The organism is Haloarcula argentinensis DSM 12282 (assembly GCA_000336895.1).
Classification (GTDB): domain Archaea; phylum Halobacteriota; class Halobacteria; order Halobacteriales; family Haloarculaceae; genus Haloarcula; species Haloarcula argentinensis.
The window spans coordinates 298339-319481 of sequence record AOLX01000015.1; the positions used below are offsets into that span (position 1 = coordinate 298339).

Consider the following 21143-nt stretch of genomic DNA (forward strand, 5'->3'; position numbering starts at 1 on the left):
TCTCGCTTATTCCCAGAGATCCGTCGAGAGATATCGCTCGCCGGTGTCCGGCAGGACGGCGACCACCGTCTCGTCGGGGTTCTCGGTAGCGTACTCTGTCGCCGCGTGCAGCGCCGCACCCGAGGAGATGCCGACCATGATGCCCTCCTCGCTGGCGAGTCGGTGGGTCGCATCGATAGATTCCGCTTTGCTCGCAGTCCGCACCTTGTCGATAAGGTCACGCCGGAGAATGTCCGGAACGAACCCGGGACCGATGCCCTGAATGTCGTGGCTATCAGGGTCATCCGCCGAGAGCAGTTTGGACTGTTCCGGCTCAACAGCAACGGAGGTGAGGTTCGCGCCGACCTCCTCTTCGATGTACTCCGAGATGCCGGTGATTGTGCCGCCGGTCCCGACGCCGGCGACGACGGCGTCTACGTCGCCGTCGGTGTCGTTCCAGATCTCCGGACCCGTCGTTTCGCGGTGTGCTCGCGGATTCGCCTCATTCTCGAACTGCCGAGCGCGAACGGTGCCCGGGGCGTCCGCGAGTTCGTTCGCGCGTTCGATTGCGCCGCTCATACCACCGGAAGCTGGTGTTAGTTCGAGGTCCGCGCCGAGCCCCGACAGCAACTGCCGGCGCTCCTCGCTCATTGATTCGGGCATCGTCAGCACGCAGTCGTACCCTCGCGCGGCGCAGACGGCGGCCAGCCCGATGCCGGTGTTACCACTGGTCGCTTCGACGACCGTTCCGTCGTCGGGGAGGGCACCGGACTCGGCGGCCGCGTCGACCATGTACAGCGCGATGCGGTCCTTCACCGAGTAGGGGTTCGCCGCTTCGACCTTGCCGAGCAGATTGTCCGCAAAGCTATCGAGACAGACCAGCGGCGTGTCGCCGATGAGCGCAGTCACACTGGACGCGACAGTACCGTCATCTCGCTGGGCATACGACTGCATACACCGGGAGAAGACGATTGATCCCCGTAACAGGGTTCCCCGAATACTGCGGGTCGAATACATTCACTCGGTTCCGAGTCTCCAGAAGCTTATGTTGTCTCCATCCAATCGTCTCAGTAATGCCTGAGATTACCGTCTCTGAGGGGCTGTACCGACAGCTATCCGCCGCCGAAGACCAGGTCGAGGAAGACACGCTCTGGAAAATGCTGCACCAGTTCAAGCGCCAGAATACGCCGAGCGAGTAACGCCGTCGCTACCCGACCGGTTCGATGAGTTCTGGCGAGTCGTTAGCAGGACTGTTGACCGCTGACGAAACCGGATAGGTCTGCATAGGTCCGTCGAACGGGTCGAGCAGCGCCGACACATCGTCAGCGCTACCCTGGAGCCACGTCGACTCCTCTGATGGGTCCAGAATGACGGCCATCCGGTGATGGAGGTCGGCGACGGCCTCGTTCGGTTCGGTCGTCACAATCGTGAACGACTCGACGATCTCGTCTTCGTCGCCCGAATCGCCGCCGCTTGCGCCGAACTCGCCCAGCCCGGTCTGGCGCTGTGGCGGCTCCCACCGCTCGTACAGCCCTGCCATCGCGAACAGGTCGTCGTCCGGCAGCGCCACGCGGTACGGTTGCTTGCCGTCGCTCGTCTCGACCCACTCGTAGAACCCATCAGCGGGAACCAGACAGCGCCGGGACTCGTAGGCATCGGCGAACGAGCGTTTCTCGGCCAGCGTCTCGGCGCGGGCGTTGATGTGCCCGTGGTCCGTTCTGCTGTCCGCCCAAGTCGGAATCAGGCCCCACTCCATCAGCTGGATTGTCCCGGGCGATTCGCCGGTGATGACCGGCAGGTCCTGACTCGGCGCGGCGTTGTATCGGGGGTCGTAGTCGAAGGCAAACTCGGCGTCGAACCGCGTCTCAATTTCCTCGCGAGGGGAGAACAGACTGTAGCGACCACACATAACCTGTGCTTGGCGTTCCCACTGGATAAATCCACTACTCGCGCATCCACTCGCTTGCCTGTGGCTCCGTCGGGTCGGTCCTGACCTCGACGAGCGTCGGCGCGTCCGTCTGAACCGCTTCGCGAACCGTCGTACGGATCTCGGACGGCATGTCGGCTTGCATCGCTTCCATCCCCATCCCGGCAGCGACGGTTCCGAAATCAATCGGCGTCCTGTCCCATCCGTACGCCTGCTGGTCGAGGTCGTAGCTGCGCCCCGCCTCCTCGCTGATAATCGCGTAATCGTCGTTGTTGAGGACAACGACGGTGATCGGGAGGTCTTCAGCGACCGCGGTGTGAAGCTCGTGGACGCACATCATGAGGCCGCCATCACCGGTCAGCGCAACGACCGGCGTGTCCGGGTTCGCTAGCTGTGCCCCAATCGCCGACGGCAGTCCCGTTCCCATCGTCGCCCACGACCCGGGGTTGACGTAGCTGCGTGGTCCGTGCGCCTCGAACGTGTTCAGCGCCCAGACGCGGAATCCCCCGGCGTCGACGGCCGTGATGGCGTCCGAAGGGAGTGCGTCTCGAAGGAGTTGCAGCACATGGACGGAGGTGAGCGGTGGTTCCGAGTCGACGAGCGGTTCGATTCGACGCGCAGTGGCAGCACGGACAGCCTGTGCGCGGTCGATACCGTCCGCCTTCGAGGCCGGAGCGGTGTCAGCCGCCGCGATTTTGTCCTCGATCGCCGTCATCGCGTCCGCGGCATCTGCGAGGATGCCGACGGTCGGGTCGTAGCCCGTGCCGAGGTCATCGGCGTCGATGGTGACGTGAACGAGGGTTTCAGGCAGTTCGACAGACCACCCGCGTGTCCCGTGTGCGTCAAGGTCGGAGCCGACGGCGAGCACAGCATCGGAATCGGCGAGACAGTCCAGTAGCTCCGGGCTCGCGCTACCGGCCAGCACGCCGGCACTGAGGTCGTGGTCCTCAGGGAGCACGCCTTTGCCCTTGTACGTCGTTACGACAGGCGCGTCAAGTCGTTCGGCGAGGCGTCGGAGCGCCGCCGTCCCACCCGACGCTCGCACACCACCGCCGGCCAGGATAACCGGCCGCTCGGCCGCGAGCAGATGCTCGGCGGCTGTCGAAACCTCTTGCTCCGGGACGGTGCTGGGTGACGGAGCCGACGATGTGCCTGCACCGGCAAGCGGGACGTCCATCTGCAGGTAGTTCTTCGGAAGCCCGACTCTGACTGGGCCCTTCGGGGGTGTTTGCGCGACCTGTACCGCCCGGTCGATCGTCGCCGCTGTCGTTTCGGGATTTTTCAGTAGTATGTTCTCTTTGACGACGTTGTCGTAGGTGTCCGGTGGGGTTTCGTGAATCGCATCACCGCCCCGGAGTGCCGGCTCGGTTTCGATAGCGAAATGCACCAGCGGCGTGCAGTCGTTCAGCGCGTTTTTCAGGCCGTTCATCGCGTTCATATCGCCCGGGCCGGGGACGACGACAGTACTTGCTATCTCCCCGCTCGTTTCTGCATAGCCCCAGGCCTGGTGTGAGACCGCAGTTTCGTGTCGTGCCACGACGAAGCGGATATCGTCCCGATTGCCGATGGCCTCGTTCAGTGGGAGGGACTGCTTTCCGGGGATTCCGAAGACGGTATCGATACCGTTCGCGACGAGACGGTCTACCACCGCCAGACTAACGCGCATACTGATTCCTCACTCCGAAGACAATTCACTCTCATGACTTTAGTTCGCCACCGGTCATGCTAGACCCGAGACCGCGTCGGGCCGCCACAGTCCCAAGAGTATGGGTACCAAGCCCTGCATGGCCCGCGAATTTAAATCCGAAAGCGCCCAACTACGTGACAGATGACCACGGACCCCTCGTTCAGCATCCCCGCACACCCACAGCGGCGCTTTCCCCACGGAAGCGGGGTCGAATACGAGGGCGGGACGGAGTTCCGACTCATCCCGGAACAGGAGCAGGCGACGCCGGACCTCGCCGAGACAGTCGTCGATATCCTCGAGGCTGGACCGTACCGCTTCGGTGATTTCCACGACCTGCCGATGCCGCTGTGGCTGGTCCGCGACGAGGAGACAACCGACGTGTTCCGCGTCGCGGTCCGCGACGGGACGGTCCGACTGCACGTCCTGCCAACCACGGAGTCCGACGGGCTACAGCGCTTCTTTGATCGCTTGTGTGAGACGGGCGGAGGAGAGTCGTGGGCGGTGCAGCGACACGTCGACGGGCAGTAGCCGGCCGCCGGATCGTACGGACCCAAAACCGTCTTACACACCTGCCTCCATGTCTTGGCCATGACCGTCTCTCGCGAAGTCGAGCTAGAGGGCCACATCATCGACTCCGGGATGATGCAGTCCTGTTTCGGCATCATCATGGACCTGGGCGGCTCCTTCTCCGTTCAGGAGTTCGATATCGGCCGCCACAAAGACGAGGAGTCCTACGCCCGGATGCTCGTCGAGGCCGACGACGAGGACCAACTGCAGTCGATTGTCCACGAACTCCACCAGCACGGCGTCAACCCCTCGGACCCGAAAGACGCCACGCTCGTCCCCGCGCCCGACGACCAAGTAGTCCCGCACGGGTTCTACTCGACGACGAACCACCCGACGTACATCCGTCACGACGGCGAGTGGATCGAGGTCGAAGACATGGAGATGGACTGCGCCGTGGTTGTCGAGGATGGCGACTCCCCGCGGGCCTACACGAAAGTCCTCAACGCTATCGAGGAGGGCGATCTGGTCGTCACCGACGAAACCGGCATCAAGGTCCAGCCCCCGGAGCGACCACGGGACTCCGGCGGCGCGTTCGGCTTCATGCAGGGCGGCGTCTCATCGGAGCGACCCTCTGAGTCGACCATCCGCAAAATCGCGAACGCAATCGAGGAGACGAAGAAGGAAGGCGGCAAGGTGATGGCGGTCTGTGGGCCGGCGCTCATCCACTCCGGGGCGCGTGAGGACCTCGCTCGCCTCGTCCGGGAGGGCTACGTCGATATGCTCTCGGCCGGCAACGGCTTCGCCGTCCACGACATTGAGCGGGACATCTACGGCACCTCACTCGGAATGGATACCGAGAGCCTTGACCATCCCCGCCACGGCCACAAACACCACATCTACACTATCAGCGAGGTCATTCGCGAGGGCGGCATCGAGGAAGCCGTCGAATCCGGAACCATCGAGTCCGGTGTAATGTACGAGTGTATCGACAACGACCGGCCGTTCGTCCTCGCGGGCTCTATCCGTGACGACGGCCCGCTCCCGGACACGATCACCGACGCCGTCGAAGCCCAGAACGCCATCCGGGAGCAGGCCCACGAGGCAGACATGGTGCTAATGCTCTCGACCCTGCTGCACTCGGTCGCCGTCGGGAACTGCCTTCCCTCGACGACCCGGGTCGTCTGCGTCGACATCAACCCCGCGACGGTAACGCAACTCCTCGACCGCGGTTCCGCACAGGCAGTCGGGATGGTCACCGACATCGGGACCTTTGTGCCGATTCTGGCCGAGCAGTTGCTGGAGGAGTGAGACGGCCGCGAGCGAAGCGAGCGGGCGCTTTTCGCCCACGTTTTTGCCGAGCGGTGTGCGACCACAGGGAGCACACCCGAAGATCAAAAGGTGGATTGTGGACTTTTGTGCCGATTCTGGCCGAGCAGTTGCTCAGTGAGGACTAGGTCGACCACGAGCGACGCGAGTGGGCGAAAAAGCGAGGCGACCGAATCGATGATCCGTGGACTGTCCCCGGTTGTCACGCCGGTATTCTCGCGAGATGCTTATTACTGGCCGTCCGATACTCCTACTATGTCCTCTTCCGAGCGGCAGTTCACGCAGCTTTCTAGCGGTATCTCTGGCCTTGATTCGCTTCTCAGAGGTGGGCTGGTAGAAGGGCGACTTTATCTCGTTATCGGGCCGCCCGGGACCGGCAAGACACTGCTTGGTACGCAGTTTCTCGAAGCGGGACTCGAAGCTGATGACGACGTGCTGTTCATTCACGCTGAAGAGTCTGCCGCCGATCTGCTGGCGAACACTGCCGAACTCGGCATCGATATCGGCGACGCGACGTTTCTCGACGTCGGCCCCGACTCGGAGTTCTTCGAGGAGGCCGAGTCGTACGACGTGGTCAAGCCCCAAGACATCGAGGACGGCCACCTGATTTCGGATATCCGCGAGGCTATCGAGCGGGTCGACCCGGACCGCGTTCTCATCGACCCCATCACGCACTTCCAATATCTCGAACCGACCGAGTACCAGTTTCGCAAGCGCGTCATCTCCTTCGCGCGCTTTCTACAGGACAGGGAGACGACCGTGCTGGCAACCAAGACGCCGAGCAATCAGATGGACAGCCAGCTCAGGTCGCTCAGCGACGGCATTATCTCACTCAGCTACGGCGACGAGAAGGCAGGCCGGCGTATTCGACTGCGCAAGCATCGCGGCATCGGACAACAGGACGGCTCACACGGGATGGAGATCCGGGAGTCCGGTGTCGAGGTCTACCCGGCGCTCGAACCGGCACGGCGGACACGGTCGTTCGATCCCACGCAGTTTTCCGCAGGAGTCCCAGAGCTGGACTCGCTTCTGGATGGCGGACTCGAACGCGGGACAGTGACGATTCTCAGCGGCCCCTCCGGCGTCGGCAAGTCGACGACGGCGACGGAGTTCCTGGCCTCCGCAGCGGCGGACGGGTCCCCGGCGCTCGCCTACCTGTTCGACGAATCGATCGACACGTTCACACACCGCTGTGAGACGTTCGGGATGCCGCTCCAGCGATTGCGTGACGAGGGGACACTTCTCGTCGAGGAGGTCGAGTCGCTGGCGCTGTCACCCGAGGAGTTCGCAAACCGCGTCAAGACACAGGCCGGGGAGCGTGGGGCCGAACTCGTCGTTATCGACGGCATCGCGGGCTACAAAAACGCGATCAAGCACGGACAGGACGACGTGGAACTGCGTCGACGGCTCCATGCCCTGACGCAGCATCTCACGCGCGGGAACACCGCGGTGATTCTGATCGACCAGCGCAGAGACGTGACGGGCCTGCACGAACCGACGAGCGAGAACGTCAGTTACCTCGCCGACAACATCGTCTTCGAGAACTACATCGAGGTTGCGGGCGAACTCCAGCGCGTCGTCGGCGCGCTGAAAAAGCGCGTCGGTGGGTTCGAGACAGTGCCTCGCCGGTTCGAGATAACCGCCGACGGCCTACAGGTCGGTGACCCCGTCTCAGGGATGCACGGTGTGTTCGAGGGCGTTCCCGAACAGCATGGAGACAGCGACGGACGCTCGACCACCCGCTAACCACCGATGGCCGACATCCAACTACTGCTGGCCGGCGATGGTAACCGGAACGCACTCGCCTCCATCGTCGCCGAACACCACACGCCGATCACGGACAGCGAGTTCCGGGAGGCCGATCTCCACATCGTCGACGAGTCGTCGTTTCCGAAGTACAGAGAAGCGATAGAGGCGTACAAACACCGGGCAGATCCGGTGTTTTGCCCCGTTATTCTGGTCCGTCGTGAGGAGACGCCGACACGGGTCGATCTCCCCGATATCGACGCTGCCGAGCAGCCACTCGTCGTGAACGATATCGTGACAGCGCCAGTTGACACGCAGGCACTCTTTCGAACCATCGCGAACCTCCTCGCGCGACGTAGCCACACAGAAGACCTCGTCGAGGACCTCAGGGAGCAAAACAGCGAACTCCGGCGGTTCAGGAACGCCGTCGAACACGCGGGGCACGCGATTCTGATTACGAACACTAACGGCGTCATCGAGTACGTGAACCCGGCGTTCGAGGAACTCACCGGGTTCAGCGCCGACGAGGCGATCGGTCGAACGCCGCGGATACTCAAGTCCGGTGAACAGGGCGAACAGTTCTACGAACGGCTCTGGGACACGATCTGTCGTGGCGAGGTCTGGACGAGCGAGATCGTAAACGAGCGCAAGTCCGGCGAGCGGTTCATCATCAACCAGACTATCGCTCCGATCCAGGACGCGGACGGGACGATTCAGGGATTTGTCGGGATGCAGGACGAAATTACCGGTCGTCGGCTGCGCGAGCAACAGCTCACCGTCTTTCATCGGATTCTCCGGCACAATCTCCGGAACAACGGCACGACGATCAGCGGCCGTGCAGATATCCTGTCAGAGTTAGTCGATGACGACGACGCTCTCGCCCATCTTGAGACGATCAAATCGAACGTGCAGTCCCTGCTCGATATCAGCGAGAAAGCCCACCACGTACAGGAACTGCTCGCGGACTCGCTTACCGACGACGTCGAGCGCGGACTCGAAGACGCTCTCAGTGACATCACGGACGGGCTAGCCGCAGCATATCCCGATGCCGAGTTCGCCGTCGAGGTCGGCCCCAGCTTGTCAGCCACGATAGACGCAAAGGTCGTCCCGGCGTTGCAGGAACTCATCGAGAACGGTATCAAGCACTCCGACGCGTCAGCACCGCAAGTCACTGTCAGGACAGAGTGCCACGACTCGACAGTGACAGTGACGATTGCGGACAACGGACCGGGCATCCCGGATCAGGAACAACGGGTCATCGAGGCAGCGGAGGAAAAGCCGCTCGAACACGGGTCCGGGCTGGGGCTGTGGTTCGCGTACTGGCTTATCAGCTACGTCGGTGGCGATATCGACATCCAGACCGCTGCCGACGGGACGAGCATCTCCGTGACGATCCCCGTGCGGTGACCGCGAACGTCAGATAGCGACCCACGCCAGCACAATGACGGCAGCGCCGACCACCGTCGAGCCGACGGCGTGCGTTCGGAGTTCGTCGAGCAGGTCGTGGGAGTGGTCGTGCAGTTCACAGACCTCGTCGATTTCGCTGCCGGCCTCGCAATTGGGCAGGAAGTCCATCGCGACGTGGAGGAAGATGCCGGCGGCGAACCCGAAGATGACTGCGTTGAGGAGTGCTGACTCCGGGATCGGAAGCAGTGCGGACGGGATCGCCGTCAGACCAACACCGGCCGCGGGGAGCAACAGTGCCGTGGCGGACTTGTCGCTACGTCCGAGCCGCCGGGCGGCAGCGTAGCCGGCCGGCCCTTTGTGTGAGACGATAGCGAGCCCGAGCAGAATGCCCAGTTCCGGCATCGAAGCGTAGACCAGCCCGATGACCAGTCCGGCCGAGAGCGCGTGGGCGGCGATGGCGAGCGTCGTTATGTCGAAGGAAGTCTCGATGTGGGTCAGCCGGTGGCCGATAGTGTGGGTACCGTAGCCGGTGACCAGTCCAGCGGCGATGCCAACGCCGCCGATTCGCGCTGCGCCGGCCTGGCCGCCCAGTCCCATCGCCTGCGGGACGAGGAACATGGCCGCCGACGTGACCATCGCCCCGCTCGCAAGCCCGTAGCCCCAGACCAGTCGGTAGGGGTTCGTCTCGTCGGCCCGGGCACCGAACCACGCGCCGAGTCCCATCGCCACGAACGCAACCCAGGAGATAACCAGAACCTTACTCGCCCCGCCAGCGGCTGCGACGGCTGACAGGACCACCAGGCCGACAACGCTCGCGATACCGGCAGTGGACACCCGCCCAGTGTTATTAAAAACTGAGCTGGAGTTAATAGACATTATCTACATTCACCGGTCTGTTGCCAATAAACCCATCGGTGGCGGTCACCGCGTCGCTGACCGATAGTCACCCCAGTCGAGGACACCGCCGTCCAGTGTGGACGGGTCCGCATCCCGGAGGGCCCAGAGAACCATTTCGGCGACGGATTCCGGGTCGCGTCCGCCGTCACCGGAGAGGTCCGTCGCGACCTGTCCGGGGTCGACCGCACCGACCGGCGTATCGAGATCGGCCGCGAACCCGCGAGCAACAGCCTCCGCAGCAGCTTTTGAAACGGCGTAGGAGCCGTATCCGGGCATCCCCTCACGGGCGACGACGCCCGTCGGGACGACGATGCGGGCGTCCGAACCGAGGTGTGGGACCGCTTCACGGATCGTTGAGAACACGCCGCGAGCGTTCGTCCGAATGTGGTCGTCGAAGGCGGTGTAGGACTCCTCGGTGAGCGGCGTCTCACCGGCGGTTCCGTGGTAGACGCCGGCGTTGGCGACAACGTACTGTATTGCGTCTCCCTCCCGCATGGCAGTTTCGACCAGCCGTTCCACGTCGTACTCGTCACGTACGTCCGTCCGAATCGCAGTCACGGAGCCACCCGCGTCCCGGATAGCAGCTTCGACCCGCTCAAGCGCCTCGGCATCGCGGGCACAGATGACCGTATGTGCGCCTGCACCTGCTACCACATGGGCTATTTGCTCGCCGATACCTCTACTCGCACCCGTGACGACAGCGGTCGCGCTGTCCATCGCTGGGACCATAGCGGTGGTACCGCTGCCAGCCACAAGGTCGTTGCTCTCACCCCGGTTGGGTGGGAGCGGTAGTCTCTTGTCGAATGCCCGCTACCGACCGGGCATGGACATCACGATTGCCGAATCGACGGTCGCGGGGACGACGCAAGCGCCGCCGTCAAAGAGCTACACGCACCGGGCGGTGCTGGCCGCGGGCTACGCGGACGGCGCAGTGGTCCACGACCCGCTCGTGAGTGCGGACACGAAGGCCACGATGCGAGCGGTCGAGGCTTACGGCGGCAGCGTCTCGCTGGCAGCGGACGACTCGACGGTCGAGGTCACGGGCTTCGACGGCCGGCCGGGTACGCCGGACGACGTCATCGACTGTGCCAACAGCGGGACGACGATGCGGCTGGTCACCGCCACGGGCGCACTGCAGGACGACCTCGCGGTACTGACTGGTGACGAGTCCCTCCGGTCGCGCCCGCAGGGGCCGCTACTAGATGCTATCGAGCAACTGGACGGCGACGCCGAGTCGACTCGCCGGAACGGGCAGGCCCCACTCGTGGTTGGCGGCGGCATCGACGGGGGCGCAGTTGAGATCCCCGGTGACGTGTCTTCGCAGTACATCACTGCGCTGTTGATGGCTGGTGCCGTCTCGCCGGACGGCATCGACATCGACCTGACGACCGAGCTGAAGTCGTCGCCGTACGTCGATATCACGCTGGAGGTGCTGGATGCGTTCGGCGTCGAGGCCCAGAAGACCGACGCCGGGTTCACCGTCGACGGCGGGCAGACCTACGCGCCCGGCGGCGACTACAACGTTCCCGGGGACTTCTCGTCGATGAGCTATCTGCTCGCAGCCGGCGCGCTCGCCGCCGAGGACGGCCTGCGCGTCACGTCGGCGTTCCCGAGCGCGCAGGGTGACGCGGCCATCGTCGACATCCTCGACCGGATGGGTGCCGACCTCGACTGGGACGAGGAAAACGGCGAAATCACCGTCTCGCAGTCCGAACTGACTGGCATCGAGGTCGGTGTCGAAGACACACCAGACCTCCTGCCGACCATCGCAACGCTGGGAGCCGCCGCCGACGGCGTCACGCGGATCACCGACGCCGAGCACGTCCGGTACAAGGAGACTGACCGCGTGAGCGCGATGGTCGAGGAACTCACGAAGATGGGTGCAGAGGTGGAGGAACACCAGGACGAACTGTTCGTCTACGGCGCGGACAGCGAACTCGTCGGCACGACCGTCGAGGGCCGTGCGGACCACCGCATCATCATGTCACTGGCCGTGGCGGGTCTCGTCGCCGATGGCGAGACGACGGTGACCGGCGCGGAGCACGTCGACGTGTCCTTCCCGGACTTCTTCGACGTGCTCGAATCGCTCGGCGCTGCTGTCGGCAAATAGAGTAGCAGGTTACCGCTTGGCCAGATTTTGTTATGAAAGAACGTTGTGTCTATCGTAGATAGGTGTGCTTTTACGCAGTGAAGAATATTTACAACACACGTTGTGAATCAGACGAGCGCTTCCGAACAATCTACTGCGAACTCCACGACAGTCCTCTACGTCGATGACGACCAGTTGTTGCTTGATCTGCAGACCGATATCGCTGACGAGCGCGAGGGAGTCGAACTAGTAACGACATCGAACACCGACCGGGCGACGACACTGCTGGCCGACCGCGAATTCGACTGCGTGGTGGTTGGCAGCCGGCGTACTGCCTCCCCAGTAGGCGACTTTGCCAGTGCGGTCAGCACGACGTATCCGGACACGTCGCTGGTACGGTACACCTGGGAGCCCTGGCAAGACGACACAGGCGAGATGTTCGATGCGGTCTTCGAGAAACATATCGAGGCAACGGAGACGGTGCAGTTTCTCGACCGTGTCAGGTGGCTCGACGACTGAGGGGCGCATCTACAAGGTTCAAATGCCCCCAACCCCGACACCACTGTAATGAACGGCAACGAGTTCGGTCGTCTGTTCCGCATGACGACCTACGGCGAGTCTCACGGGGAGGCGATGGGCTGTACCGTCTCTGGCGTTCCGGCGGGCGTCGAACTCTCGGAGGAGGAGATACAGAAAGACCTCGACCGGCGCAAGCCCGGACAGTCGATGATCACCACTTCCCGGGGCGAACCGGATAAGGTGACAATCAACTCCGGGATTCAGGACGGCTACACCACAGGCACGCCTATCGGGATGGTCATCCAGAACAAGGACGCCCGCTCGGGCAAGTACGAGCCCTTCATCACGGCCCCGCGGCCGTCTCACGGGGACTACACCTACTCCGCGAAGTTCGGAACCCGAAACTGGGGCGGCGGCGGCCGGTCCTCCGCTCGGGAGACGGTCAACTGGGTCGCCGCCGGCGGCGTCGCCAAGCAGGTTCTCGAACAGTCCGACTACGACGTCCAGATCAAGGCCCACGTCTGCCAGATCGGCGATGTAGAAGCCGGTCCGGTCACCTTCGAGGACATGCTCGAACACAGCGAGGAAAACGAAGTCCGCTGTGCCGACCCAGCGGCCGCCGAGGAGATGCGCGACGTGGCCGACCAGCACCAGAAAGAGGGTGACTCCATCGGCGGCGCGATTTACTTCGAGTGTCGTGGCGTCCCGTCCGGTCTCGGCGCACCGCGGTTCGATAGCTTCCCGTCCCGTCTGGGACAGGCGATGTACTCCATCCCGGCGGTCAACGACTTCGAGTACGGCATCGGCCGCGAGGCCCGGACGACCCGGGGCAGCGAGTACACTGAAAACTGGGAGTTCGACGAAGACGGTCACCCGACGCCGGTCGGGAACGACCACGGTGGCATCCAGGGCGGCATCACCACCGGGCAGCCCATCTACGGCGAGGTGTCGTGGCACGCGCCGGTGTCGATTCCCAAGACCCAGAAGACGGTCGACTGGGAGACCGACGAAGGCAAAGAGATCACCGTCACCGGTCGCCACGACCCGGTCCTGCCGCCGCGGGCGGTCCCGGTCGTGGAGGCCATGCTCGCCTGTACGGTGCTCGATTTCATGCTGCTTGGCGGCCGCATCAACCCCGACCGGCTCGACGGCCAGCCGGGCGAGTACGACACCGACTACCACCCGTCCAGCCCGCAGAACGATCCGGAGGACGCGGACACCCACGCGAAAACTATCGACGACGAGTAAGATGGACGCACAACAGGAGTCCAAATCGAACCCGTTCGGGATGGACGAGGAGTGCCAGAACTGCCCCGGGCTGTGTGAAACGCGCGAGAACGTCGTCCATGGCTACGGTGACGTGGGTGCAGAGTTCATCGTTCTCGGCGACTCACCCGCAGTCGGCGCCGACGAGTCCGGTCTCCCCTTCACCGGGGAAAGCGAGCGCGAACTGCTCGACATCCTCGCCGCGGTCGACATGTGCTCGGACCCGGACGCCGACAGACCACAGCTACAGAACACCTTCCTGACCTACGTCACCCGCTGTCGCCATCCCGACAGGGAGGCGACTGACGAGGAGGTCGTCAACTGCGAGCCGTATCTCAACAGTGAGATACGGATGATAAACCCCGAAATCCTGCTGCCGGTCGGGCAGCGCCCCCTCGAAGAGCTAGCCTTCGAGTACACAACGATGAGCGAGGACGAACTGGATATCGAGGAGCGACACGCGACGACGATTCGCGGCCGCGGGTTCGAAATCCTCCCGATGATTCCGCCGAACGAGCAGACTGACGAGGAACGGACAGCGTTTCTAGAGCACTTCAGTGAGACGCTCGGTCAGGACTACCGGCAGACGAAGGGCCGGCGCGGGCGATAATTAGGTGTCGGACTGGACTTCAGCCTCAGCGGTCTGGAGCAACTCGTCCGGGCTCGACACTGTCCCGTACTCCGTTGCTGCCTGCAACCGGTTTTCAGCATCGTGGCGGTACTGGCTCGCCTGTGTCGATGCACCCTGTTCGCTGGCGTAGGTCATACCGCTGAGCCACTCGGCAGCTTGCCAGAAACAGGTCGCTTTCTTGCGCGCTCGTTCCGACAACTCGGTCAACGCGTCGTCGTCCGCTTCACGAACAGCCGTCGTGAACTCCTCGACGCTTTCCTCGAAGTCCGCTGCGGCACTGTCGAACCCCCCACGAGCGAGCGCCATCTCCCCATCTTCGACGGTCGCCAGTGCGTCGGATAGCTGGCGGCGTGCCTCACGATACCGCATGTAGCCGACATGGTACGCCCGCTGTGCCGCTGCGGTCCCGGACAACGTGGCTTCGCGTTCGCAGTCACGACACACGATCTTCGGTTGCGAGTCACCAAGAACACGGTACTCCGACCCACATCCATCGCATCTGTAGGTCTGAGATTGCTCCATATAGTTTCTCTTAGTTATCAAATAATGCTCACATCTTATAATTGTTCTGTCGCTGCAGTGGAACACAAGCGACTAATCACAGTCGGGCCGAGAAGACAGTATGACTACGGTAACTGTGCTGGCTGATCCACCAGTCGAGGGGTTCGTGTTGCAGGATCTGGCGGGCGGCATCGTAGACGACGCCGAGGCCGCAGAGCTATACGAGGCCATGCTGCTCGACGTCTGTCGTGCGGTGGAGATCAGCGGTGCCGAGCTGTTGGTAAACTACCGGCCATCGGACCAAGTCCCGAACGGTGTCGACCCCGAGACCGCGGTTCGGGAGCCAGTGACAGCGGCCCTCGAATCACCGGGCAACGCCCGATTCGAGGTACAGGTCGGTTCGACGTTCTCTGGTCGGGTCGGGAACACTGTCACACACCTCCTCGACCGGGAAGATGTCGCAACCGTCGCCGCCGTCGAACCGACAGCAGCACTGTTGAACCGCCAACTCATCGACAGCGCGGCGATGAAACTCCGGTCCAGCGGCGTGGTGCTCGGCCCCACTGCGGGCGGCCGCGTCTACTACGCCGGCTTCGGCGAGCCGATAGATTTCGAGGACAGCTACGCCATCCCGGCGGTCGAGACTATCGGCGAGCGTGCCGCAGATGCTGGTCTCGATGTGGACTTCCTCCCATCAGCGCCCGTCCTCGAAACGCAATCTGACCTCGAAACGATGGTTCCGCTGCTACGCGCCCGGAACCGGGCTGGTCGGGTCGTACCGCAACGGACGGCGACGTTCCTCGATGACCTCGGAATCCGTGTTGTCGATGACGACGGCGATCCGACCGTGGTCCGAGAGACCGACAGGTCTTAGAAGGCCCACCGAATATGCTTGACTGCGGTGGGATGGCAGAGCGGCCTATTGCGCCTGCCTTGAAAGCAGGTATCCTCACGGATTCCTGGGTTCAAATCCCAGTCCCACCGTATTGCTCCGAGCGAATACGCGAGGAGCCATCGGTACGCACTGGCGATTTGAACCCTGCAAGTCGCAGCGCACGAACACAGTGAGTGCGATCGTCTTGCTCCGGTTCAAATCCTAGTCTCACCGTTTGTTTCTACGTGAATAGCGTCGCGTACTGCGGTTTTCGGTGGGCCGCCGCTCCTTCCCCGTAGCGTTCACACCCACGTAATCTAGATTCATGATGATAAATCCTAGGTACGATAGCCTCGGGGCTAATCGGGGCTGGCTTGACGAAATAAATTTTCCACATTCTAAGACATGATAATTACTAGAATTAGACTGAACTTTTTCGCGTTGAAGCGTGAGCAGAATCTGACACACAATGGGGCCACGAAGAACCGATATAAGTTATTCATCTTGAAAATAGAAAAGAGAGTGTGACACGGCTAGTACTTAGTTGCGGTTTAGATGAGGCACGAGAACTAGTTAAGGAGGCGCTTTGGAGAACTGAGGGTATCAAGAGTATTGAGGAAGGTAGACGCCAGATAGTTGGAAAAACGGATATATCGTTTCCAAGAATCCTGTGGAGTTATGGAGAGAACATCTATATTGACTTTTCTGACCCGACTGACGAAGGAGAGATTCCGATAAAGGTAACGGCGGAAAAAGAAATTTGGATGAACGCAACTGCTTCTCCACAAAAATATAAACGGCAATTTTTGGACGAGTTAGATGCTGTTCGGATTAACCCTAAAACAGAAGTTGACAAAGGCTCATGGAACTTTTCGCCGCCTCGGTCAACTGGTGAGGCTTTTATCGGTACTATTGGTTATCCTATATCAATGATTGTCGGCGGATTCCTTGGTTTACTATATTCTGCGCTGGTTTTTGGGCATTTATTTGGAATTGTCGTCGGGTCATTGTCTGGAGTATATTTATGGAGCAAGCGAGATACGGGACAGTTTCAAACAACAAGTATGTATCTCGGGCTAGTATTCCTTGGCGGGGTTGTAGGGAGTGTTATATATTCGCAATTGAACCTTGGGTCAACTGTCGGCGTTAGTTTAATGCTGATATTGTCTGCCGGTTTCCCTGCCTTTGCCTTCTACTGGCGACGCCAATAGGAACAACTTCTCTAATCAACCCATACAAGTCACCCGCATTAATCCATCCCCTACCCCAGTGGAGTATGGGACCCGTCCGCTCACCAATCTTGACGGGAGAGTGCGCGGACAAGACGAGTTTTGGATTCTGTTTGTAGAGTGCACAAACTGAGATGAGGTGCCAGCGAGTCGTAGCCGACGCAACGTCGTGCGTTCGGCCGACTTACTCTGGTTTGAACACGACCCACACGGCATTCGGCCCGGTTCAGGACTGCACAAAAGGAGGGTACAGAATTCGCCGCTTTCTGACTCGTAGGGACAGTATACTGGACTCAGGCAATCAGGCGGTTTTATGTCGATGGTCGGGATTATATCCGTGTAATGGTACGTGAAGATAGGTCCCCGAGACAGCACTGGTCGGGCCTCCTGACTGTGTGTGTCGTCGCCCTCCTCCTCGCAGTGACGGCCGCAGGGCCTGCTGTTGCTGAACCGAGTCTGTTCGTGTCCGGCGCGTCGAAAGACACGAATACGATACTCGCCGGTGACTCGGTGAACGTCACCGCGACAGTCCAGAACACCGGCAGCTCGGGCGGTGCGACGAACATTGAGTACGTAGTAAACGGTACAACGAGAGCGACCGAACGGGTAGTTGTCGACGCCGGGTCCTCAGTTGAGCGAACACGGGCGCTGAAGTTCGACACTCCCGGAACGTACAGGATTAAGGTCCAGAGCCCGGGGAAATCGGCCGGACGAGTCAGAGTCAAGCCCGCGATAGTCGAGACCAAGCGGATGGACCAGACTACGCGGCAGCTCAAGATACGCGGTGGGATGGTCCCGACGAACGAACCCTACGTGATGAACGTCTCGAGGCCAGCGAACCGCTCGTTCGCGCTCCAGTCCTGGACGGTCAACGCGTCACAGGAGGCGTTCACGCAGGACGTGACGGAGTACACCGATCCCAGTGCGGCAGACATCTCGGTGCCATCCGGTGACGACGCATCGGTGTTCGGTGTGGTGACTGTCGGGTCGTCGGACGGCGTCGAACCGTCGTCGATGCAGTTTGCACTGAACCGGTCAACACTCCAGCAAGCTGGGATAGCCGCACAGAACGTCCGCGTGTATCATCGTGTCAACGGATCCTGGAAAGCCGCCGAAACGACTGTCGCTTCGGAACAGCCCGACCGCGTCGTCTACGAGGCGGATACCGCAGGAGCAACGGCCTACGCCATTGGGAAACTCGAGCCGTCGTTCTCCGTCACACGAACGTCAGTCGTCAACGAACAGGCGACAGATGGACATCGTGTCACCGTCAGGGGAACTGTCGAAAACGCCGGCAGTTCTCCAGGCACGTATGACGCGCAGATGCTGGTCGACGGTGAAGTCGTCAACCAGACCTCGGTGACTGTGCCAGCGGACACCGAACAGACGGTGACACTGTCGACGGTCGTGACGACGCCGGGGACGTTCCAGATCGGCTTCAACGACGTCAACGCCGGCGAGGTTCAGGTAACCGAAAGCCAGCTCCAGACCGACGAGAACGGCGGTGCCGAGCCGAAGACAGAGCCGACTGGAACGGAGACAGCGGTCCAGACCGAACCCACGGTTGACGGTGACGGCGGACTCGGACCGCTCCCAGCCACAGTCATGGGTATCAGTACGGTACTGGTCATTGGTGGACTTCTCGGTGCGTTGCTGCTGTTCGGCGTCGTCATCGTGCTCCTCCGACGGGGTGGCAGCCGGAACGACAGCGGCTTCGAACTGTAGGCGGGGAGAGAAACCCTTTTTGTGCCAGTGTCCAGAGAATCGCGTATGGATTGGCCACACGATCCGGACGGTGAGGAAGGAAGCGAGGGCCGCCGCAAATACGGCCACGCTGTGCTGGCGAAGAAAGTCGACGAGGACGAGGACTTCCCACTGACTGCCGAGGAGTACGTCGAACAGTACGGGGACCACCCGGTTCGGATCGACTATGAGACAGTCGTCAGCGTAGCGGACATCTTCGAGTACGTCGACCAGGAGGAGTTCGAGGACTTCCCGGACTTCCACAAATCTCTCGGGCGCGCGCTGCGCGAGGCAGACTGGTGGCCGTACAGACTCGAACAGGCTTGATTGTGTAGTGTGTGGGCACGACACATACTTGTGGGAGGCCGGTGTAGCGTCGCGTATGGCGACGACATCTTCAAGCGGCGACCGCGCCGATCAGGGACTCCCCGAGGAGGTTGTTGCTGACCTGTTGTCGGACGACACTCGCCGTCGCGCGCTCTCGATACTGGCAGACCGCGGTGAACCAGTGGTCGTAGCAGACCTCGCGACGGCGGTTCTGGCGGCCAAGCGTGACATCGAGCCAGCGGCAGTCCCTGACACTGCCAGGGACGAACTCACCGAGGAACTGTTCACCGAGCACCTCCCGAAACTAACGGCAACGGACGTCGTCGCATACGATTCGATGATCGGAACCGTCGAGCTTCAGCGACGTGATGCAGTACCGACTGAGCTCCGTTGAATCGGCTCCCATGTCCGGGATCCGACACCGGTCGGACCGGACTACAGTCTACGCTGCCGGTACATTTCGATAGAGCAATACCCGTTGCTTCGAAACGAACGATGGACAGTGACCAACACCCAGATCACCCATATACAGATTGACAACTACGGGCCGTGGACTGTGACGCCTGAGCCCCGCCGTGAAGTCGACTTGCAGACGCTCCAGTCCCGGTTGTACGCTGATCTCGCACAGTTGTTCGGGAACCGCGACGGCTACATCTTCTTCTCGCGGTTCGACAATATGATCGCCGTGACGAACGGACTGGACGAAGCGGCACACGCACTCATTCAGGAATCCGTCGGCAATCGCTACCCGGTGACGATGAGCCTCTCGGTCGCGACGGGAACGACGCCCGTCTCTGCGCTGGGAACGGCGACGGAGCAGCTACAGGAGGCCGGGAGTGCACAGGACAAGGGCCGACGAGAAGTGTTACGCGGCCAGACGATCGACGAGCAGTTCCGGAAGCCCACAGACGTACAACTCGCGCATTTCGATGTCGACGACGCCACCGAGAAGTACACCGACCAGCTCAACGAGTTCGACACGTTCATCCAGATCGAACAGGGGTACGCGGCACTCATGAAGTATATGCGCGAGGCCCACGACTCGCTGTCGTTTTTCGTCGGCGGCGATAACGTCATCGCAGTCTGTCCAGACCTGGACGAAGCGGATTATCACGACGCCATCGACCACGTCCGCGAGGAAGTCGACGTGGAGTTGAAAGTCGGTGTCGGGCGCGGACGGACGGCAGCTACGGCCGGAATGGACGCCAAACACGCATTAGAGACCTGTCGGGCGACTGGCGAGGCCGTCACCATCGAAACCGAGACAACTGAGTAATTTGTGAGTCAAACGATATAAACGTAGTGGAGGTATCTTTTAGACCAGCCATGTGGTAATCATACGCATGAACGGTGAGGTCACTGTGCGGGAGGTTATGAACAGAGAGTACGTCGGGGCAAGCGAGTCCGACGACCTCCTCGAAACGACGGAGCTGCTGATCCGAGAGGACCAGCATCCGATTCTCGTGTTACGAGGGAACGAACCGGTCGGCGTCGCGACGGACAGGGACGTGCTGGCGTACATCGTCGATGGCGGCGACCCAGAAACGGCCACCGTCGGCGACGTGATGCGTGAATCCATTCCGACAATCGGCCCCGATGCTGGACTTCCGGCGGCCCGGGACCGAATGGCGACGCGGTCCGCCGAGTTCCTTCTGGTAACGGCTGACAGAGAGCCGCTCGGAACGCTGACCGAGCACGACATCCTCTCGACTGCAAGGTTAGAGAGCGAGTCGACAGATGTCGCTGAACAGCCCTCGACGGTTGCGACGACCGGGCAGGAAGCCACCACCGACGGGATGCAGTCCGCCGCCGAGGACTCGTTCGATAATCAGGGCATCTGTTCCGCCTGTAGCACGTTTACACGGAATCTGGCGTCGTTCAACGGGCAGCTCCTCTGTGCGGACTGTCGGGACGTCTGAGCCACTCCCACCGGTCTCCGTCTCTCACAGCGGACGGATACAGCGGCGTAGCCGAACTGTTTTCATCGTACGACACGGAGTACCACCGTGGAAATCGACACCGCCTCGATGGATGACGTGGACACCATCGTTGACCTGTGGGTCCGACTGGCGGAGAGCCAGCGTGCCCACGGGTCACATCTGTTCGGGGATCGGAACCGGACTGCGGTCCGAGAGACTGTCGTACAGCGCGTCGTCGCCGAAAACGTCCGTATCGCCTGTATAGATCAACACATCGTCGGGTTCGTCATGGTAACCATCGACAGCGGCCGGTACGAACAAGACGAGACACGGGGCATCATCGAGAACATCTTCGTCGAACCGGTCCACAGGAACCAGGGAATCGGCAGTAAACTGCTTGATACGGGGGAAGAACTACTCCGCCAGGCCGGTGCGGATATCCTCGCGCTGGAGGCGATGGCGGACAACGAATCCGCTCGACAATTCTATCGAGCACAGGGCTACGCACCACACCGGATCGAGCTCGAAAAGCCGACCGAAAACGATACTCTCTAAACGGTCCCCACACA

General features: G+C 61.7%; 23 protein-coding genes and 1 tRNA gene. 18 read left to right on the plus strand and 6 right to left on the minus strand.

Annotated elements, in window-relative coordinates:
• Positions 1-6: 6 nt before the first annotated feature.
• Complete coding sequence (cysK, locus tag C443_RS08230) at positions 7-933, minus strand: cysteine synthase A (protein WP_005535495.1); 927 nt, start codon at positions 931-933, stop codon at positions 7-9.
• Between the two features lie 119 nt (positions 934-1052).
• Between cysK and C443_RS22120 the strand changes: the two genes are divergently transcribed.
• Positions 1053-1178: a hypothetical protein gene (locus C443_RS22120; RefSeq protein ID WP_005535496.1), complete on the plus strand. Its 126-nt coding sequence runs from the start codon at positions 1053-1055 to the stop codon at positions 1176-1178.
• Between the two features lie 8 nt (positions 1179-1186).
• Here the strand turns inward: C443_RS22120 and C443_RS08235 are convergent, their stop codons facing one another.
• Both C443_RS08235 and C443_RS08240 read right to left on the minus strand, forming a co-directional pair.
• A complete protein-coding gene (locus C443_RS08235) occupies positions 1187-1888 on the minus strand; it encodes an SOS response-associated peptidase (protein WP_005535499.1) in 702 nt (233 codons plus the stop codon).
• A gap of 34 nt (positions 1889-1922) precedes the next feature.
• Entirely contained in the window at positions 1923-3572 is a 1650-nt protein-coding gene (locus C443_RS08240; protein WP_005535501.1) for a thiamine pyrophosphate-binding protein, read from the minus strand.
• A gap of 162 nt (positions 3573-3734) precedes the next feature.
• Between C443_RS08240 and C443_RS08245 the strand changes: the two genes are divergently transcribed.
• The 4 genes from C443_RS08245 (at position 3735) to C443_RS08260 (ending at position 8579) form a co-directional block, all read left to right on the plus strand.
• Entirely contained in the window at positions 3735-4121 is a 387-nt protein-coding gene (locus C443_RS08245) for a hypothetical protein (protein ID WP_005535503.1), read from the plus strand.
• A gap of 60 nt (positions 4122-4181) precedes the next feature.
• Positions 4182-5408 (plus strand): ornithine cyclodeaminase, encoded by a 1227-nt coding sequence (locus C443_RS08250; RefSeq protein ID WP_005535505.1) that lies wholly within the window; start codon positions 4182-4184, stop codon positions 5406-5408.
• Between the two features lie 273 nt (positions 5409-5681).
• On the plus strand, positions 5682-7172 hold the full coding sequence (locus C443_RS08255; RefSeq protein ID WP_005535507.1) for an ATPase domain-containing protein: 1491 nt from the start codon (positions 5682-5684) through the stop codon (positions 7170-7172).
• 6 nt (positions 7173-7178) lie between these two features.
• Positions 7179-8579, plus strand: coding sequence for a PAS domain S-box protein (locus C443_RS08260; protein ID WP_005535509.1), 1401 nt, complete (start codon positions 7179-7181; stop codon positions 8577-8579).
• Positions 8580-8588: 9 nt separating this feature from the next.
• Here C443_RS08260 and C443_RS08265 read toward each other — a convergent pair whose 3' ends face one another.
• Complete coding sequence (locus C443_RS08265) at positions 8589-9455, minus strand: ZIP family metal transporter (RefSeq protein WP_049943963.1); 867 nt, start codon at positions 9453-9455, stop codon at positions 8589-8591.
• 45 nt (positions 9456-9500) lie between these two features.
• The gene (locus C443_RS08270; RefSeq protein ID WP_005535513.1) at positions 9501-10205 is read right to left on the minus strand and encodes an SDR family NAD(P)-dependent oxidoreductase; all 705 of its coding nucleotides are present in this window, start codon (positions 10203-10205) and stop codon (positions 9501-9503) included.
• Between the two features lie 94 nt (positions 10206-10299).
• Here C443_RS08270 and aroA point away from each other — a divergent pair, with 94 nt between their 5' ends.
• The 4 genes from aroA to C443_RS08290 all read left to right on the plus strand — a co-directional run bounded on the left by aroA (position 10300) and on the right by C443_RS08290 (position 13960).
• On the plus strand, positions 10300-11586 hold the full coding sequence (gene aroA, locus C443_RS08275; RefSeq protein WP_005535514.1) for a 3-phosphoshikimate 1-carboxyvinyltransferase: 1287 nt from the start codon (positions 10300-10302) through the stop codon (positions 11584-11586).
• 102 nt (positions 11587-11688) lie between these two features.
• Positions 11689-12084, plus strand: coding sequence for a hypothetical protein (locus tag C443_RS08280; RefSeq protein WP_005535517.1), 396 nt, complete (start codon positions 11689-11691; stop codon positions 12082-12084).
• Between the two features lie 48 nt (positions 12085-12132).
• Complete coding sequence (gene aroC, locus C443_RS08285) at positions 12133-13332, plus strand: chorismate synthase (protein ID WP_005535519.1); 1200 nt, start codon at positions 12133-12135, stop codon at positions 13330-13332.
• Position 13333: 1 nt separating this feature from the next.
• The gene (locus C443_RS08290; protein WP_005535520.1) at positions 13334-13960 is read left to right on the plus strand and encodes a uracil-DNA glycosylase; all 627 of its coding nucleotides are present in this window, start codon (positions 13334-13336) and stop codon (positions 13958-13960) included.
• On the opposite strand, the gene C443_RS08295 is transcribed toward C443_RS08290, so the two are convergent.
• Positions 13961-14503 carry a hypothetical protein gene (locus C443_RS08295; RefSeq protein ID WP_005535521.1) on the minus strand — a complete coding sequence of 181 codons (543 nt, stop codon included), beginning with the start codon at positions 14501-14503 and terminating at the stop codon, positions 13961-13963.
• 100 nt (positions 14504-14603) lie between these two features.
• On the opposite strand from C443_RS08295, the gene C443_RS08300 reads away from it, so the two are divergent.
• From C443_RS08300 to C443_RS08335, 9 genes are all read left to right on the plus strand, one after another.
• Positions 14604-15356 (plus strand): hypothetical protein, encoded by a 753-nt coding sequence (locus C443_RS08300; RefSeq protein ID WP_005535522.1) that lies wholly within the window; start codon positions 14604-14606, stop codon positions 15354-15356.
• 26 nt (positions 15357-15382) lie between these two features.
• A tRNA-Ser gene (locus C443_RS08305) sits at positions 15383-15466 on the plus strand.
• A gap of 414 nt (positions 15467-15880) precedes the next feature.
• Positions 15881-16567, plus strand: coding sequence for a hypothetical protein (locus C443_RS21185; RefSeq protein WP_152423029.1), 687 nt, complete (start codon positions 15881-15883; stop codon positions 16565-16567).
• Positions 16568-17047: 480 nt separating this feature from the next.
• Positions 17048-18310 carry a PGF-pre-PGF domain-containing protein gene (locus tag C443_RS08310; RefSeq protein ID WP_049943976.1) on the plus strand — a complete coding sequence of 421 codons (1263 nt, stop codon included), beginning with the start codon at positions 17048-17050 and terminating at the stop codon, positions 18308-18310.
• Between the two features lie 45 nt (positions 18311-18355).
• Complete coding sequence (locus C443_RS08315) at positions 18356-18655, plus strand: DUF5785 family protein (protein ID WP_004593490.1); 300 nt, start codon at positions 18356-18358, stop codon at positions 18653-18655.
• Between the two features lie 55 nt (positions 18656-18710).
• The gene (locus tag C443_RS08320; protein ID WP_005535525.1) at positions 18711-19049 is read left to right on the plus strand and encodes a DUF7344 domain-containing protein; all 339 of its coding nucleotides are present in this window, start codon (positions 18711-18713) and stop codon (positions 19047-19049) included.
• Between the two features lie 108 nt (positions 19050-19157).
• Positions 19158-19931 carry a GTP cyclohydrolase III gene (locus C443_RS08325; protein WP_005535527.1) on the plus strand — a complete coding sequence of 258 codons (774 nt, stop codon included), beginning with the start codon at positions 19158-19160 and terminating at the stop codon, positions 19929-19931.
• Positions 19932-19998: 67 nt separating this feature from the next.
• Positions 19999-20574: a CBS domain-containing protein gene (locus C443_RS08330; RefSeq protein ID WP_005535529.1), complete on the plus strand. Its 576-nt coding sequence runs from the start codon at positions 19999-20001 to the stop codon at positions 20572-20574.
• An 87-nt stretch (positions 20575-20661) separates the two neighbouring features.
• The gene (locus C443_RS08335; RefSeq protein WP_005535531.1) at positions 20662-21129 is read left to right on the plus strand and encodes a GNAT family N-acetyltransferase; all 468 of its coding nucleotides are present in this window, start codon (positions 20662-20664) and stop codon (positions 21127-21129) included.
• Positions 21130-21143: the final 14 nt, after the last annotated feature.